This is a genomic window from Nitratidesulfovibrio sp. D1, from assembly GCF_051133415.1.
Classification (GTDB): Bacteria; Desulfobacterota; Desulfovibrionia; order Desulfovibrionales; family Desulfovibrionaceae; genus Cupidesulfovibrio.
This window is the reverse complement of record NZ_JBPGNZ010000003.1, coordinates 503,415-519,865: the sequence shown is the minus strand read 5'-3', so window position 1 is coordinate 519,865 and position 16,451 is coordinate 503,415. Positions and strand designations below refer to the sequence as shown.

The window sequence follows — 16,451 nt, the reverse complement described above, 5'->3', positions numbered from 1 at the left end:
CTAGGCCCGCCCCTCCGCAGCCATCTCGGCCACCAGCTGTTGCAGCGACCTTGCGAGCGACGCAAGCTCCTCCACGGCCGAAGCCGAATGCTCCATCCCCCTGGCGGTTTCGTTGGCGATGGCGTTGATGTCCGCCAGGGAACCGCTGATCTCGCGGCTTGCGGCGGATTGCTGCTCCGCGGCGGCGGCAATGGACCGGATCTGGTCGCTGGTGTGCGCCACCATGTCCACGATCCGCTCCAGCGACCGCACCGATTCCTCGGCCATGTTCGTGGCGTTCTCTATGCTGCCCACGGTCTGCGAAACGCTTTCGGCATTGGTCCGCGTGGCCTTCTGTATGCCCAGCACGGCCTCGGCCACTTCCTTCGTGGCGGACATGGTCTTTTCCGCCAGCTTGCGCACCTCGTCGGCGACCACGGCAAAGCCGCGCCCCGCGTCGCCCGCGCGGGCGGCCTCGATGGCCGCGTTCAGCGCCAGCAGGTTCGTCTGGTCCGCGATATCGTTGATGACCCCCAGCACCTGCCCGATGTTGGCGGCGTTGGAGCCGAGGATTTCCATATCGTCCTTGAGCTGCAACGCCTGCGTGCGCACTTCGCCCACCATGCCCACCATGCGGCGGACCACGGCGGCGCCGTCGCTGGCCAGTTGCCGGGCGTCGTGCGATATTTCCGAAGCCCGTCCGGCGCTGCGGGCCACATCCATGACGGAGTCGTTGGTCTGCTCCATGGCCAGCGCCGTTCCGGTAACGCGGTCCTTCTGCGCCTGGGCGCCCTTGCTGGACTGCACCACCTGGGCCGCGATGCCCTCCGAGGTGCCGGTGAGCTTGCGCACCATGTCTTCCATGCGCACCGACGCCTGCAACATGCCGTTCCGGCGTGCGCGCTCCGCCTCGGCCCGCGCCTCGTCCGCTTCGGCCTGCGCCCTGCGCGCGTGTTCCGTCTCCTGGGCCGCAAGCTGCGTCTGCGTCTGCGCTTCCGCGATCTTGAGCTTCAGGTTTCCGACCATGTTCCCCATGGCGCTGCACAGCGTGCCTATCTCATCCGTCTGCCGCACATCCAGGGGGTGGTCCAGATTGCCCTTGCCCACGGCTTCGGCAAAGGCCACGGCCCGGCGCAAGGGCGTGTTGATGGAGACGAAGACCAGCAGACCCACGGCCAGCGTGGCGGCCAGGGCCATGCCGGACACCCCGGCGTAGACGAACATGTCCGTCCGCGCGTCCCGGCCGAGACGGTTCGTGAGCTGCATGAGGGAATCGGCCAGCCCCACCTCTACCTGACGCAAAAGATCTATGCGCGCCGTGGACGCCTTGAACCACTCGGCGGCATCGCCGCCGGACGGCTCGCCCGGGGTCCTGGGCATGACCAGTTCCCGCATCCGGGCCACCTCGGCCACGGCGGGGCCGGTCAGCCTGGTTTCGAGCAGGGCGGCGTCTTCCGGACCGGCAAGCGCCCTGAACGAGGCAAGCCGCTCGTTCTGCGCGGCAAGCACCGCCAGCCACGCGCGGTACAGGTCGCCCGAAAGCGTTCCCTGCGCGAACACGCCGTTGAGCGTGGCCCGTTCGCGCCCCGCGTACTCCTTGGCCCACAACAGCGCATCGTAGGCCACGATGCGTCCGAGAACGCGCGGTTCGGTGCTGGCGCGCGAAATGACGGCGTTCACCTCCAGCAGCACGCCTATGGTCGCGGAGTACGACGCGATGATCCCGGCCGGCTTCTGGGACAGCGAGTCCACTTCGCGGCGCATCCCGACGATGCCGCCGAGTTCGCCCTCCACCTTGCCGAGGGCGGTTCTTACCTCCGGAAGAAAGTTCCCCGCCGGGAACGCGCCAAGCCGCGCGCGCAGCTTGTCCAGCGGATCGTCCGAACCGCGCCGCTGGGCGGCCAGTTCCGGGCCGAACCGTTCGCCCCGGCTGGCGACGAACCCCGACGACAGGCCACGCTCCTTCTGAAGTTCATGGACGGCGTCGCCGATGGCCACGGAAAGGGCGGCAAGACTCGCCACATTCTGCATTTCGACCACGATGGCGCGCTTGCCCATGACGTGCGCGCCGGAAAACGCCAGTAACGCCACAAGCGGAAGCAGCATGATGACGAATATCTTCATCCGCATCGGCAATGACGCAAAAAATGAACGCATGACAATCCTTTGGTATGGCACAGACGTTCAGAAAACGGGACAGGCGCGCCGTCCATGGACGGCGCGGTGACTTGCCGTTCCCCCCGGAACGGAAAGCAGATTGGGAAATACCGCCAAGCGCTACACGAAAACAATTACAACATGGCTCAATACTTGCTGTTATTCAAAATCCGGCCTGTTGTCCAGCCAGGCCCGGCCGGGCCGGGCGGGCAGGCGAAAGCGCCGTTATCCCCTTCTGATGTTGTACACCCCCCGCCCCTCGGCCACGTGTCTGTCCGGCCGGTCGGCGGACCAGATGGCCACCTGCGCGTTGCCCACCCGGTTCCCCAGCAGCTTCACCGTGGCCTCGGCGTACAGGTCGCTGGCCGAGGCGGGCCGCAGGTAGTCGATGACCAGGTCGATGGTGGCGATGCGGTCCTCGATGCGGCATTTGGTCCACACCGCGAACCCCGCGCACACGTCGGCCAGCGACGAGATGACCCCGCCGTGCAGGGCGGGCCGCCGCGTATCGCCCACAAGTTCCTGGCGATAGGGAATGTACAGCTTCACCCGGCCCGCTTCCATCTCCGCCACCTTGATGCCCAGCAGCTTCTGGAACGGCAGCCCGTTCTCCACCAGGTCGGCCAGCGCCTTGAAATCCATGCACCCTCTCCTGTATCCTTGCCCGGCGCGGCGGCCGGTCCATGGGAATGTACCGCTGGGGGGAACCTACCGTTGGGGGAACGTACCGTTGCGGGAGCGGCTGCCACCGCCGCCGCAAGCACGCCACACACCTACCCCATGCCCGGCCCGAACGCCACCCGCGCGAACGCCAGCCAGCCACAATACCCCGGAGGCAGCCATGAGCAAGGACGAAGCCCCCCGCATGCACACCGCCGAACACGTCCTGAACGGCGTGATGGTGGCCCGCTACGGGTGCGGACGCTGCTTCAGCGCCCACGTCAACCCGAAAAAATCCAAGTGCGACTACCACTTCGACCACCAACTGGACGACGCGGAGGCCCGCGCCATCGAGGCCGAAGTGAACCGCGTGCTGTCCGGCAACCTTCCGGTCACCGCCGTGGACATGGACCGCGCCGAGGCGGCCGCCCGCTTCGACCTGGGCCGCCTGCCGGACGAGGCGGGCGACACCCTGCGCATCGTGCGCGTGGGCGGGTTCGACGCCTGCCCGTGCAGCGGCGTCCATGTACGGAACACGGCGGAAGTGGGCACGTTCCGGATCATCTCGCACGACTTCGAGAACGGCGTGCTGCGCGTGCGCTTCAAGCTGGACGCCCCGGCGGCGCAGTCCGCCTCGGGGAGTGGCGCGCCGTCTTGACACGCGCCGCTCCGGCACTATCTGCACAGGGAAATTTTCCGGCCGCAACGGCACGGAACAATTGCACAACATCCGGGCACGCGCGCCGTGCCCCTTCCGTTCACCAGATCACGCCTTCACAGGAGGAGACCATGACCGCCGCCGCGCACGAGACCCACGAATTCCGCACCGAGGTGCAGAAGCTGCTGCACATCATCACCCACTCGCTGTACACCAACCGCGAGATTTTCCTGCGCGAACTGGTCTCCAACGCGTCCGACGCCCTGGACAAGCTGCGCTTCTTCCAGAGCCGGGGCGACACCGTGGCCGCGCCCGACCTGCCGCTGGACATCGCCATCACCGTGGACAAGGACGCGCGCGTCCTGCGCATCGCCGACACGGGCGTGGGCATGACCCGGCAGGAACTCATCGACAACCTGGGCACCATCGCCCGTTCCGGCTCGGAACGGTTCATGGCCGAACATGGGATCGGGCAGGGCCTGAACGGCGCCCCCCGGCCCGACGCCGCCACTAACGACAGCGCCGCCGACGGCGAGGCCGCGTCCGCCGCTTCCGCCGCGCCGCAGGACGCCGCATCCATCATCGGCCGCTTCGGCGTGGGCTTCTATTCGGTGTTCATGGTGGCGGACAAGGTGCGCGTCACCTCACGCTCGTGCCAGCCCGGCGCGCCCGCCCACGTCTGGGAATCGGACGGTTCCGGCTCGTTCAGCGTGGCCGAGGCGGATGGCGAAAACGGGACCAGCGCCCCGGCGCGCGGCACGGTCATCGAGGCGCACATCAAGGACGACGCCTCGGAATTCCTGGAACGCCACCGTCTGGAATCCATAGTGCGCAAGCACTCAAACTTCCTGCCCTTCCCCATCATGGTCGAGGGCGACCGGGTGAACACCACCCCGGCCCTGTGGCGCGAACCCAAGTTCTCCGTCACCCCGCAGCAGTACGAAGACTTCTACAAGTACCTCACCTTCGATGCCGCCGCCCCCCTGGAGACCATCCACGTTTCCGTGGACGCCCCGGTGCAGTTCACCGCGCTGCTGTTCGTGCCGCCGCACGGGCAGGAGCTGTTCGGCATGGGCCGCGACCGCTGGGGGCTCGACCTGTACGTGCGCCGGGTGCTCATCCAGCGCGAGAACAAGGACCTGCTGCCGGAATACCTCGGCTTCGTGAAGGGCGTGGTGGATACGGAAGACCTGCCCCTGAACATCTCGCGCGAGACGTTGCAGGAGAACGTGGTCATCCGCAAGATCGACCAGACGGTGACGAAGCAGGTGCTCGGCCACCTGGAAAAGCTGGCCGCCGCGGATGCGGACAAGTACGCGGAATTCTGGCGCAGCCACGGCAAGGTGTTCAAGCTGGGGCACACCGACTGGGCCAACCGCGAGAAGTTCGCGGGCCTGCTGCGCTGCAACACCTCGCACCACGACGACGCCAGGGGGCTGTCCTCGCTGGACGACTACATCGGCCGCGCCCGCGAGGGCCAGAAGGACATCTGGTACATTTCCGCGCCCAACCGCGAGGCCGCGCGGCTGAACCCGCACCTGGAAATCTTCCGCAAGAAGGGACTGGAAGTGCTGTTCCTGTACGAGCCCATCGACGAATTCGTCATGGACGCGCTGGGCAGCTACAAGGACTTCGCCCTCAAGGCCGTGGAGCACGCCGACGCGGCCACCCTGGACGCCTTCCCCACCGTGGAGGACCGCAAGGAGGCGGAACCGCTGGCCGAATCCGACGCCGCCGCCTTCGACGCGCTGCTGGCCCGCATGAAGGAATTGCTGGGCGACAAGGTGACCGAGGTGCGCGTGTCACACCGCCTGTCCGACAGCCCGGCCTGCCTGGTCAGCCCCGATGGCACGGTGACCTCGTCCATGGAAAAGCTGCTCAAGGTCATGCAGCGCGACGAGTCCATCCCCAAGAAGGTACTGGAAGTGAACCGCGACCACCCCATCCTGCGCAACCTGCTGCGCATCCACAAGGCGGACCCGGCGGACCCCATGGTGGAAAGCGCCACCCTGCAACTGTTCGAGGCCAGCCTGCTGCTGGAAGGCTACCTGGCCGACCCGCACGCGCTGGTGGGCCGCCTGTACGGCCTGCTGGAACAGGCGGGCGGCTGGTACGCCGAAGTGAAGAAGCTGTAAGGCCGGAACGCCGCGCTGCGTTACGCCGCCAGATTCCTGCATGCACACGCTCCGGGCGGGTGGGCGAAAGCCTGCCCGCCCTTCGTGTTGCCCCTGCCGCCACACGCCTGTCCAGCGAAGTCCCTCCGCGAAGGCCGCGGCATGTCCCCGCGCCCCACACATCCCGCGCGCCCCACGCGCGACGCCGCCATGAACCCGGTGTCGCGCACCTTGCGGTGCTGCTCCCCGTTCGGCATCCAACAGCCCGCCACTTCCGGCTGTTTTACAACTTTCCGTCACTCCCGTTCGCCGTATTTGACAATATTCGCATTACGCCACCCCTTTCCTGCTTTGACATCACCCCCAAAAATGGGAACGGTGCTCCTGTGGGCGGCACCCCGGACTTCAGGACGAACACACCGCGCCGCCCGCTCCGTACGCCCGGCACCGCCGGGCGTACGTGGCGCAAGGGGCCGCAACCCGGCGGTGCTGCGCCAGCCGCCGCGCCGGATCGATGGGGAACCGCGCGCGGTCGCCGGACAAGGGTCACCATGCCTGCATCCGGGGCCTGTCTCACTGTCCAGCGTCAGGTATGACGGTAAGGGAGCAAGGTACGGTCATGACCCTCAAACGGCAATTGCTTCTGGGGTTTCTTTCAGTATTGGCGGCAAGCGGCTTCGGCATCGCGGCCACCCTGTGGTGGGTGGGCGCGGGCGGCATGCACGAGGTGGGACGCACCAGCGCCGCCGCCCTGCAGGAACGGGCTCAGGGCCAACTGGCCACCCTGCGCGGCGTGAAGTCGGCCCAGGTGGCCGACCTGATGGAACTAGTGGCCGACCAGCTTGCCGTGTACGCCGGTGACCGCACGGCCATCGACGCCAGCCTTGCCTTTGCCTACGACGTGGATCTGGTGCGCCACGAATCGGAAACCCCGCAGGACGCGCTGGCCGCCCTGCGCCCGGCCCTGACCGAGGCCGTGGCCGGTCCCGCCTTTCTGGGCTGGAACGCCTTTTCCCGCCACGCCGCCGCCGCGCCCGGCTATGCCCCGCGCCCCGCCGCCGACTACGTACCCGCCGATCCCAACGCCCAACTGCTGTGGGAACACTACATCCGCCGCAACCCCGCAGCCCCCGGAGAGCGCCATAAGCTGGACGAACCGGCGGACCTTGTCTGCGGCTACGTGGACAACCACCTGAAATTCCACCCCGCCTTCCGCGACTTTGCCGAGCGTTTCGGCTATGCCGACGTGCTGCTGCTGGCCCCGGATACCGGGCGGGTGCTCTATTCGGTGCGCAAGAACCTTGATTTCGCCCGGCGCATCACCGACGGCCCCTTCGCAAAGACCGGCCTTGCCGCCGTGTTCCGGGCCGCGGACGCATCGGGCAAGGCGGGCCGCGCGGGCGAGGTGGCCCACAGCGACTTTGCCCCGTACGAACCTGCAGGCAACGCCCCGCGCGCCTTCCTGGCCACGCCGGTGTTCGATGGCGGCAAGGGCGGCAAGTACGTTGCAGTGCTGGCCTTCAGCCTGCCCGCCGCCAAGCTGAACAGCCTGATGCTGTCCGGCGGGCGGTTCGAGGCGTTCGGCCTTGGCAAGACCGGCGAAACCTATCTGGTAGGGCCGGACGGGCTGCTGCGCACCTCGTTGCGCAGTTCGCCCGATGAACTGGACGTGCTGCGCGACAGGGTGAACACCGATGCCGTGCGCGCCGCGCTGGAGGGCAATACCGGGCAGGCCCTGACCACTGACCCGCGCGGCCGTGCCGTGCTGGCCGCATGGCAGCCGGTGCAGGTGCTGGGCACCCGCTGGGCGCTGGTGGCCCAGATGGAATCGGCCGAGGCGCTGGCCGCCAGTGCTGAGGTGGAGCGCATGACCTCCGCCACCGGCACCCGCATGGCCGGGGCCGCCGTCATCGCGCTGGGGGTGTTCCTGGCCGCCGCCTGCGCCGTGACCTTCCGCATCGTGGCCCGCATCATGACCCCCATAGACCGTCTTGGGGCCTATGCAGAGTCCGTGGCCAGGGGCGACTTCAACGCGGCCATCGACGGCAGCTTCCCGGCGGAACTGGACGCCCTGCGCGGCTCCATCCGCAACATGGTCGCCCGGCTCAAGGACCGTCTGGGCTTTGCGCAGGGCATTCTGGACGCCATTTCGCGCACCTTCCCGTGCATGACCCTGGACAACGCGGGCCGCATCACCTTCGTGGGGCAGATCCTGCTGGACCTTGCGGGCAAACCGGGCAAGCCCGCCGACTACCACGGCCAGCGGGTGGGCGAATTCTTCTTTGGCGACGCAAACCGCCGCACCCGCTCGGACGAGGCGCTGGAAACCCGCACCCGCGTGGAAGGCGAAATGACCGTGGCCGGCGACGGCGGCGAGCATATCCTGCAGGTGAACGCCAACCCGGTGTTCGACCTGGACAACAACCAGACCGGGGCCTTCACCCTGTACTTCGACCTGACCACCATCCGGCGGCAGGAGGCGAACATCCGCGCCAAGAACGAGAAGATCGCCGCCGTTGCCGCACAGGCCGTGGGCATTGCGCGAGAGGTGGCGGCGTCCGCCGGGGTGCTGGCCACCCAGGTGGAGGATGCTGCCAATGGCGCGCGCATGCAGTCGGCCCGCGCCACCGAAACCGCCGCCGCCATGGACGAGATGAACGCCGCCTCCGCCGACGTGGCCCGCAACGCGTCGGAAGCCGCCGACAGCGCGGCAGAGGCGCGCACCCGCGCCACCGAAGGGGCCGGGTCGGTGACGCGGCTGGTGGACGCCATCGGCGCCATCCGGGGCCGCACCGAGGAACTGGAATCGTTCATGGGCGACCTTGGCCAACGCACCGACGCGGTGGGCAACGTGCTGGGCGTCATCAGCGACATTGCCGACCAGACCAACCTGCTGGCGCTGAACGCGGCCATCGAGGCGGCGCGCGCCGGTGACGCCGGGCGGGGCTTTGCCGTGGTGGCCGACGAGGTGCGCAAGCTGGCCGAAAAAACCATGCAGGCCACCCATGAGGTGGGCAACGCCATCCGGGCCATTCAGGACGGGGCGGCGCGGTCCATCGACGGCGCGCGCCAGGCGGGCGAGGCGGTGCGCGAATCGGTGGGGCTGGCGCGCGAATCGGGCGATACGCTGGACCGCATCGTGACCATCGTCACCGGCACCGCCGACCGGGTGGGGTCCATTGCCACCGCAGCCGAGCAGCAGTCCGCCGCCAGCGAGCAGGTGGGCCGCGCCGTGGGCGAGGTGAATCAGGTGGCCGCCCGCACCGCCGACGGCATGGAGCGGGCCGAGGCCGCCATTTCCGATCTGGCCGCACAGGCCGAGGAATTGCAACGGCTTATCTCCGCCCTGCGCGAGGGATAGACGCCAACGAGCCTTCTTGCCCGTTGCGGCCCCGCCTGCGCCCTGCCTTTCCACCCTGCTCTGCAAAACAACAGCCCCCGCGAAGGACCACTTCGCGGGGGCTGTAATGTTCAGGAATGGCGCCTGACCTGCGCTATTCGATGGGGGCAGGCGCAGTGGATGCAGAGGACTATCGGGCCTTGTCGCCGGGAGTGGCCTCGCCCGCAGCGGCAACGGCATCTCCACCCGAAGCGGCGGCCCCACCGTCTGCCCCGCTGTCTGCCGCACCTTCCATCGGGTTCGTAGCCGGGGCGGAACCATCGGCCAGCGTGGCCTCCAGGCCGGAGCCGTTTGCGTCATTTCCCGTGTCCCATGCCCGCCGCCGAGCCGCGAACAGCCCGGCCTTGGCCGCGATGTCCGCGTGCGGGCCGAACACGTAGGCCACGTCGCCCGCTATCAGCCGCAGGGTGCCGTCGGGGTTGGGCAGCACGTCCTCGCCGCGCTTCACCGCCACCAGGGTCAGCCCGTGCAGGCGGCGCAGGTCGGCCTGTTGCAGGGTCATGCCGTCCAGCATGCACCCCGCATCCACGGTCATGGCGCTGAGGTCGAAGTCGGTGAAATAGGTGGACAGGGCGGCCAGCGGCTCGGTGCGGATGTCCACCTGGCGCAGCATGTCGTAGCTTTCGGTGCGCACTTCCTCGACAAAGCGCTCTATCTCGGCGCGCGGCACAAGGTAGCGGCTCATGACCCGGGTGAAGATTTCCACCGAGGTCTCGAACTCCTCGGGGATCACGTCATTGGCCCCCAGGTCGCGCAGGGCCGCTATCTCGCTGATGAACCGGGTGCGCACCACGATGTGCAGCGAAGGGTTCAGCTTGCGGGCCGTGTCGGTGATGCTGCGCACGGCGGCCGGGTCGGAGATGACGATGGCCAGCACCCGCGCCGCGCGCGCCCCCGCGCTCTGCAATACGGCGATGTGCGAGGCGTCGCCGTAGGCGATGGGCTCGCCCTTGGCGGCAAAGGTGCGCACCGTGTCGGGATTCATTTCCAGGACGGTATAGTCGATGCCCGCCGCCTTGGCCGCCCGGGCCAGGTGCCGCCCCCCGATGCCGAAGCCCACGATGATCAGATGGTTGGTCAGGTCAACGGCGCAGTGCGCGCCGCCCGCCTCTTCGGCCGCCGCATCCTCCATGCGCCGGGCCAGCCGGGCTCCGGCCGGCAGCAGCCGCACGGCGGCGTCGGCCATGCGCGGCGCTCCGGCGATGAGAAACGGCGTGAGCGCCATGGTCATGATGCTGGCGGCCAGGAACAGCTGATACTGGTCGCGGTCGAACAGTTCGAACCTCACGCCCGCCTTGGCCAGCACGAACGAGAATTCCCCCACCTGACACAGGGCCAGGCCCACCATCAGCGCGGGCCGCAGCGGATAGCCCAGCATCAGGGTGGCCCCGCCGCCCAGCAGGCACTTCACGGCCAGCACGGAAAGGGTCACGCCTATCACCAGCGGCAGGTGGTCGAGCACGAAGTTGAAGTCCAGCAACATCCCGACGGAAATGAAGAACATGCTGGTGAACACGTCCCGGAAGGGCATGATGCCCTCCAGCGCGCTGTGGCTGTACTCCGATTCGGCCATGATCAGCCCGGCCAGAAACGCGCCCAGCGACAGCGAAAGCCCCATGGACGAGGTAAGCAGGGCGATGGCTAGGCAGAAACCCAGCGTGGAGACCAGGAACACCTCGCGGTTGCGGGTGCGCACGATGCGGTACAGCAGCGCGGGCACCATCTTGCGCGAGAGCAGGAACACCAGAAGGATGATGCCCGCCCCCTTGGCCATGGTGAACAACAGCGACGGCCCGGTCTCGCCGCCCTTGCCCGCCAGGAACGGCACCAGCAGCATCATGGGCACGATGACCAGGTCCTGGAAGATCAGGATGGACAACGAAATGCGCCCGTGCGGGCTGTCCATCTGGGCGCGCTCCTGCAACAGCTTGAGCACGATGGCCGTGGACGACAGCGCGGCCAGAAAGCCGATGAACGCCGCCGTGCCGTGGGGCAGCCCCAGCAGTTCCGCCCCGCCCGCGAAGGCGAGGATGGTCAGCGCCACCTGCGCCAGCCCCCCCAGGAACACCGGCTTGCGCAGCCGCATCAGTTCGCCCAGCGAAAGTTCCAGCCCGATGGTGAACAGCAGCAGCACCACGCCCACCTCGGCCATGATCTCGACCTCGTGCGCGGCCTTGACCAGCCCCAGGCCGTGCGGCCCGGCCACCACGCCGGTCAGCAGAAAGCCGACGATGGCGGGCACCTTCACGTAGTGGCAAAGGTAGATGACGGCCACCGAAAGGCCGAAGATGACCACGAATTCCTTGAGCAGGGGCAGTTCCATCGTACCTTCCGTGCAATGCGGGATGTTCCGGCCGCCGGGGGTCTGATGCGCGCCGTGCCGGGCGGCCTGCGCACGACGGGGCCGCGCTCGGCCGGGTGCTCATAGTGGCATGTCCGGGATGCGCCTTGCAAGCCCGGCCGCGCGCATTGCCGCCCTGAAACACGCTGTTTCCCGCATGTACCGGGCAATACAGTGCCGGGCCGCCGATGCGTGCCTGCCGCACGTAAAAAGGGGGAGCCTGCGGCTCCCCCCTGATGGTCACTGTGCGCCCGTGGGCGGCGGTGGCGCGCTGCGCGCTAGGCGGCGCGGGCCACGCGGCGAAGCTGGTCGAGGTCCAGCACCACCGGATCGATGAGGCTGAAGCCGCCGGGGTTGCCCCATGCGAAGTCGTCGGCACACAGGGTGTCGTAGCGCACTTCGTCGATGGCGCGCATGGTGCTGCCCAGCACCGGGCCGAAGTCGGTGATGCAGGTCATGAAGCGGACGGCATCGAAGGCTTCCACGTTCTTCCAGGTCCAGGTGTAGCTGCACACCTCTTCGGCAAAGCCCATCACCGCGAGGTACTTGGCCTTGCTGTCAAGGTACAGGTTGCTCATGCTGGTGGAGACGTTGCCGAGCAGCGCGCCCATGTCGAAGGTCTGTTCCGCGCCGTCGATGAAGAGCTGCACCTGGGTGTCGGCTTCGATGCGCATGCCGAAATTGCGGGTGTTGCCGCGCCGCCAGAAGTCCATGTACTTCTCGGCGTAGATCTTGCGCCCCTTGGCGCGGATGGCCAGCGCCGTGCGCGGCGAGACAGGGTGCAAGGCCAGGTCGCAGCTTCTGCCGGTGATGGTAAGGGTAACGTTCATGATCCAACTCCATTTCGTTGCCGATGCGCCCTCTCGGTTTCCGGCTGCATCCGGTGCGGCCGCCCGGATGCCGTGCGATCCCTCCGTGAGATCGCATGTGGGGTGGGCCCGTCCGCCGTCCCGTGGGACGGCGCGCCGCCTGTGCCCCGCGCCGCTCTCGCGCATCGCGCCGACGCCGTGCCCGAACACCTTCCGCCACCCGCATCCCTTCCGGTCCACCCCGGCTTCGCCCGGCCCGGCACTCCGTACATGGATGCATGCCGCGTACCGCGTTCCGTCGGGGGGCTTTCCGGCCTCCCCCAGGCGCGGCATGGCCGTCTGCCGGGGGGCGTTGCCTTCATCGTGATGAACGGGCAGGTTCCGATGGAGGCACAGGGCGGGGTCGCTTGTACTGGTTGTTCACACAGCATCGACAGCCCGACACTGCCCCTTAGCGGGTTGTTTGTCAACTCAACCTATCGCAAAACTTCGTGCTCACGCTATCGGCACGAGCGCGCGCCTCATTTTTTAAAAGTGCATTAACATGCTTGATTACAAAAGATTTTAAAAACACCCTCCTGACGCATCCGGCATTCTCCCGGCATCATTCCAAATTGGGCACACAATCCATTTTATGCGGAACCATGCGACTTCCCGGCAGTTTTCCGTCCCTATTGTGATTTTTTTCATTTATTAAGAAAACAGGTGAGCGCTCACTTTTTATACCGCGCCGGTAAAGGGGGCCATTCGCCATGGCATCAGACGGCGCCCCGGATTGAAGAAAAGGCGGGGCCCGCCGCTTACGGACGGCGGGCCCTGGGGGAGGGGGAGAGCGGAGGGTGTGGGGACCTCCGCTCTCGGGCAGGGAGGGGTAGGGCTACTACGGGTGCGGGTCTGACGAACGGTCGGGCGGGAACCCCAACCGGGAGTGCCTGTGTGCGGCGCGGTTACGCCGCCTTCTTGCTGCCGCCGGCCTGTTCGGCCTCTACCTCGCGGCGCACGTCCGCAAGGTCGATGATCATCGGATCGATGAGGGTGAACCCGCTGGGGTTGCACCACGAATCGTCATCAGCCAGGTGGCCGTCGTAGAACACGTTGTCCACCACGTTGTACCCCTGCGTCTTCATCACGCGGTCCCAGTTCAGCACCTGGAAACTGAACTTGGCGGGGTCGAAATTCTTCACGTCGTGCCATATCCACTTGAAGGCGCACCACTCGTCGTCATAGCCGAGCACGGCAAGATACTTGGCCTTGCTGTTCAGGTACATGCGGCGGCGGATGGTGGTCACGTCGCGGTACAACAGGCTTTCGTCCAGTTCGGTCTGGCGGCCGTCCACGAAGAGACGGGCCAGGCTGTCAGGCCCAAGGCGCATGCCGAAGGTGCGGGTGTTCCCCTTGCGCCACCAATTCATGTACTTTTCGGCGTATATTTCGCGCCCCTTGGTGCGGATGGCCTCGGCCGTCTGCGGAGAAACGGGGTGCAGTGCGAGGTCGCAGCTCTGTCCGATGATTTCGAAGGTGATGTTCATGACGGTCCTCTCCGTTGGAGGTTTGCGCTCCGTGTCCACGCTCTTTCAAGGCATCTTCTCGGGCCGGTTCGCCGGCCTGACGCGACGTCCTTGCCCCCTTCCTGAGCACAGCCCGTGCCATTGCGCGACAGCCAACCGCGATGCCCCCACGAAAATCACCTACAACATGCTAAAATATAAAATAAATATTTTTATCACAATCTCCAGCGAAAAATCGGCCCCTTCGCGCAACCTTGCGCGGATTGACCGCTCAATCTTGCATGATTGCGCGATTAGTTGCTCAACCCGCGCGATATGGGCATAAGCGACCGCTTACTTGCGCAACCGGAAGTTTCCACGCCATTTCCACGTATCCATACTTAAAGAAAGACTTTTCTGACAACTCCCAGGGCCGCCTGAAATTGTCGTCTGCCGTGCCCACCTCAGCCGCCGACCGTTTGCACCACACTGCCACCCTCTCCTGACCATTCTTCACCTCCGCTGCCATGTCGCAGCCCCCCCATGCCGCCCATCGACAGCCGACCACGGACAACCGGCACACTGCAAGACGGCAGGACCTGGATGCACCGCTTCGCACAACAACTGCGACACGGCAAGTACATTCCTTCCATCTGTCACAGGGAGACCAGCCCCCCCTCCCCCACCCGGAAGTCCAGCACCAGAGCGGGTTACCGGACCACACCCCGCGCACGGCAAACTCTAGAAAATATTCAACATGCCGGAATTCCGTTTACCCGTGCGGCGGCGAAACGCCCATGCAACAATGCCCACCGGCGTGCAACGCCGGCCTGCAAGCGCGCGTAACACACGTTGCGGGGCACCTTGCAATGCCGCCCTTCACGTCACCCGGCCTGTCCGGCCATTTCTCCACACGCCAGACACGTGCAATTTTCTGCGCAATCATCAGAGAATGCTTGTCATGGGCCGCCCTCTACAGTAATGCTTGTCGCGGACACCGGCGCGCGGCCATTCCGGACGGAATGCGGCGGCCCTGCCCCGCGCGCCACGGGCGACGCACATTGCAACCAGCGGGATGTACCGGCCCGGCACAGGACGAGGACGTCCGAACCGATCGCTGCCGCACAGTCCCACAAGGCCGGACAGACCTCCGCCCCGGGCCGGACGCGCCCGCCGGGCGCACTGCATTCCCTGACCCGCCGCGGCAGGGCATTCCGGCAACGCATCGCGAAGGGGCGCGCACCGCGCGCGGCCTGAAACACCGGTTTCCCGGCCCGGAGCGGCCGGCTCGGAAAGGCGAGACAGCGCATGCGCATGCACACCACCGTCCCTGGTCACACGGCCCGTCGCCCGCACTCCGCATCCCCCCGCCCGGCGGCACGTACCGCCCGATTCACCGCCCCCGTCTGCACGATGGCCCTGGCATTCGCCGCGCTGGCGCTGGCCGCGCTGCTCGCCGCGCCCGTGGCGCGCGCCTCCGGCCACGAGACACTCAACGTGCGCTCCGCCCTGCTGCTGGACATGAGCACCGGGCGCATCCTCTATGAACAGAACGCCGACGAGCCCATCCCCCCCGCGTCGCTGACCAAGGTGCTGTCTATGTACGTGGCGCTGGACCAGGTGCGCGCGGGCAAGGCTTCCTTGAAGGACACCGTCAAGGTCAGCCGCCGCGCCTTCTCCACCGGCGGTTCGCGCATGTTCCTGAAGCAGGGCGAAACCCTGCCCCTGAACGAACTGCTGGAAGGCATGGCCGTTTCCTCCGGCAACGACGCCAGCGTGGCCACAGCCGAGCACATCGGCGGCAGCGTGGACAACTTCGTGCAGATGATGAACGCCAAGGCCAAGGCGCTGGGCATGAAGAACAGCGTGTTCCGCAACCCGCACGGCCTGCCCGCCGCCGGTCAGCACACCACCGCCCGCGACATGCTGACCCTTTCCCGCGCCTACCTTGCCCAGTACCCAGAAGCCCTGCGCTACCACTCCACCCGGTACATCAAGCACAACAAGGTCATCACCACCAACAAGAACCCCCTGCTCGGCAACTGCGAGGGGGCCGACGGCCTCAAGACGGGCTGGGTGTTCGCCTCCGGCTACAATCTCATCTCCACGGTGAAGCGCGGCAAGACCCGCCTGCTGGCCGTGGTGCTGGGCGCGGAAACCACCCAGGCCCGCGCCCAGGAAGTGAACCGGCTGGTGGAGGCGGGCTTCCGCTCCGCCTCCGGCGGCGGCAAGAGCGTCGCTTCGCTGCTGGCGGACATGAAGCCCGCGGACTACGCCCTGAACCTGCACAAGACCAACAGCGAGGCCTACGCGGAACTGCGCAAGTCCGCCAAGACGGGCAAGGCGCGCAAGACGGCGGTGGCCGCCGCCAAGACCACGGCCACGGCGGAAAAGGCCGCCCCGGCGCAGAAGAAGTCCTCGTCCAAAAAGAAGAAGACCACGGTCACGGCGGAAAAGGCCGCCCCCGCCAAGGCCGCGCAAAAGACGGCCCAGGCCCCCGGCAAGGACAAAGCCGCGACCAAGGCCAAGACCACGGCGTCCAAGGCCGCCAAGACCACCAAGGCCACCGCGCAGGCCACCCCGGCCCTCCCGGTCAAGCAGGCCGACCGCAAGGCCGTGGTCAGGGCGGAAGAGCAGGAACCGGCCCCCAAGGCCGTCAGGAAGAAGTCCTCCGCCACCAGATCCACGGCGGACAAGACGCCCGTGCCCGGCAAGAAGGCCGCCCCGCGCGAGGTGGCCGACAAGCAGGGCTGATGCCCCGGCGAAACCGGCTACACCGGCTGACACGGCACGGCACGCGAAAAGGGGCACCCCGTACGGGGTGCCCCTTTTCGCGTGCCGTGCCT

General features: G+C 67.2%; 10 protein-coding genes. 5 read left to right on the top strand and 5 right to left on the bottom strand.

What is annotated here, in order from left to right:
* Entirely contained in the window at positions 1–2,085 is a 2,085-nt protein-coding gene (locus tag ACR4XJ_RS07830; protein ID WP_434754697.1) for a methyl-accepting chemotaxis protein, read from the bottom strand.
* Here ACR4XJ_RS07830 and ACR4XJ_RS07825 point away from each other — a divergent pair.
* Positions 2,084–2,206, top strand: a complete 123-nt coding sequence (locus ACR4XJ_RS07825; protein ID WP_434754696.1) for a hypothetical protein — start codon at positions 2,084–2,086, stop codon at positions 2,204–2,206. The genes ACR4XJ_RS07830 and ACR4XJ_RS07825 overlap by 2 nt on opposite strands.
* 155 nt (positions 2,207–2,361) lie before the next feature.
* Here the strand turns inward: ACR4XJ_RS07825 and ACR4XJ_RS07820 are convergent, their stop codons facing one another.
* A complete protein-coding gene (locus tag ACR4XJ_RS07820) occupies positions 2,362–2,778 on the bottom strand; it encodes a PaaI family thioesterase (RefSeq protein WP_434754695.1) in 417 nt (138 codons plus the stop codon).
* Positions 2,779–2,977: 199 nt separating this feature from the next.
* Here ACR4XJ_RS07820 and ACR4XJ_RS07815 point away from each other — a divergent pair, with 199 nt between their 5' ends.
* The 3 genes from ACR4XJ_RS07815 (at position 2,978) to ACR4XJ_RS07805 (ending at position 8,929) form a co-directional block, all read left to right on the top strand.
* Complete coding sequence (locus ACR4XJ_RS07815; protein WP_434754694.1) at positions 2,978–3,454, top strand: hypothetical protein; 477 nt, start codon at positions 2,978–2,980, stop codon at positions 3,452–3,454.
* Between the two features lie 131 nt (positions 3,455–3,585).
* Positions 3,586–5,589, top strand: a complete 2,004-nt coding sequence (gene htpG, locus ACR4XJ_RS07810) for a molecular chaperone HtpG (RefSeq protein WP_434754693.1) — start codon at positions 3,586–3,588, stop codon at positions 5,587–5,589.
* Positions 5,590–6,187: 598 nt separating this feature from the next.
* A complete protein-coding gene (locus ACR4XJ_RS07805; protein WP_434754692.1) occupies positions 6,188–8,929 on the top strand; it encodes a methyl-accepting chemotaxis protein in 2,742 nt (913 codons plus the stop codon).
* Positions 8,930–9,098: 169 nt separating this feature from the next.
* On the opposite strand, the gene ACR4XJ_RS07800 is transcribed toward ACR4XJ_RS07805, so the two are convergent.
* The 3 genes from ACR4XJ_RS07800 to ACR4XJ_RS07790 form a co-directional block, all read right to left on the bottom strand.
* On the bottom strand, positions 9,099–11,291 hold the full coding sequence (locus ACR4XJ_RS07800; protein WP_434754691.1) for a cation:proton antiporter domain-containing protein: 2,193 nt from the start codon (positions 11,289–11,291) through the stop codon (positions 9,099–9,101).
* A 296-nt stretch (positions 11,292–11,587) separates the two neighbouring features.
* Positions 11,588–12,139 carry a hypothetical protein gene (locus ACR4XJ_RS07795; RefSeq protein WP_434754690.1) on the bottom strand — a complete coding sequence of 184 codons (552 nt, stop codon included), beginning with the start codon at positions 12,137–12,139 and terminating at the stop codon, positions 11,588–11,590.
* A 926-nt stretch (positions 12,140–13,065) separates the two neighbouring features.
* Positions 13,066–13,647 carry a hypothetical protein gene (locus ACR4XJ_RS07790; RefSeq protein ID WP_434754689.1) on the bottom strand — a complete coding sequence of 194 codons (582 nt, stop codon included), beginning with the start codon at positions 13,645–13,647 and terminating at the stop codon, positions 13,066–13,068.
* 1,371 nt (positions 13,648–15,018) lie between these two features.
* Here ACR4XJ_RS07790 and ACR4XJ_RS07785 point away from each other — a divergent pair.
* The gene (locus tag ACR4XJ_RS07785; RefSeq protein ID WP_434754688.1) at positions 15,019–16,359 is read left to right on the top strand and encodes a D-alanyl-D-alanine carboxypeptidase family protein; all 1,341 of its coding nucleotides are present in this window, start codon (positions 15,019–15,021) and stop codon (positions 16,357–16,359) included.
* Positions 16,360–16,451 lie beyond the last annotated feature (92 nt).

What these genes read in the sequence shown, in the direction of transcription:
- ACR4XJ_RS07825 (WP_434754696.1), top strand. Translation starts at nt 2,084, where the DNA reads ATGATGACGAATATCTTCATCCGCATCGGCAATGACGCAAAAAATGAA.
- ACR4XJ_RS07830 (WP_434754697.1), bottom strand. Translation starts at nt 2,085, where the DNA reads ATGCTGCTTCCGCTTGTGGCGTTACTGGCGTTTTCCGGCGCGCACGTC.
- ACR4XJ_RS07820 (WP_434754695.1), bottom strand. Translation starts at nt 2,778, where the DNA reads ATGGATTTCAAGGCGCTGGCCGACCTGGTGGAGAACGGGCTGCCGTTC.
- ACR4XJ_RS07815 (WP_434754694.1), top strand. Translation starts at nt 2,978, where the DNA reads ATGAGCAAGGACGAAGCCCCCCGCATGCACACCGCCGAACACGTCCTG.
- htpG (WP_434754693.1), top strand. Translation starts at nt 3,586, where the DNA reads ATGACCGCCGCCGCGCACGAGACCCACGAATTCCGCACCGAGGTGCAG.
- ACR4XJ_RS07805 (WP_434754692.1), top strand. Translation starts at nt 6,188, where the DNA reads ATGACCCTCAAACGGCAATTGCTTCTGGGGTTTCTTTCAGTATTGGCG.
- ACR4XJ_RS07800 (WP_434754691.1), bottom strand. Translation starts at nt 11,291, where the DNA reads ATGGAACTGCCCCTGCTCAAGGAATTCGTGGTCATCTTCGGCCTTTCG.
- ACR4XJ_RS07795 (WP_434754690.1), bottom strand. Translation starts at nt 12,139, where the DNA reads ATGAACGTTACCCTTACCATCACCGGCAGAAGCTGCGACCTGGCCTTG.
- ACR4XJ_RS07790 (WP_434754689.1), bottom strand. Translation starts at nt 13,647, where the DNA reads ATGAACATCACCTTCGAAATCATCGGACAGAGCTGCGACCTCGCACTG.
- ACR4XJ_RS07785 (WP_434754688.1), top strand. Translation starts at nt 15,019, where the DNA reads ATGGCCCTGGCATTCGCCGCGCTGGCGCTGGCCGCGCTGCTCGCCGCG.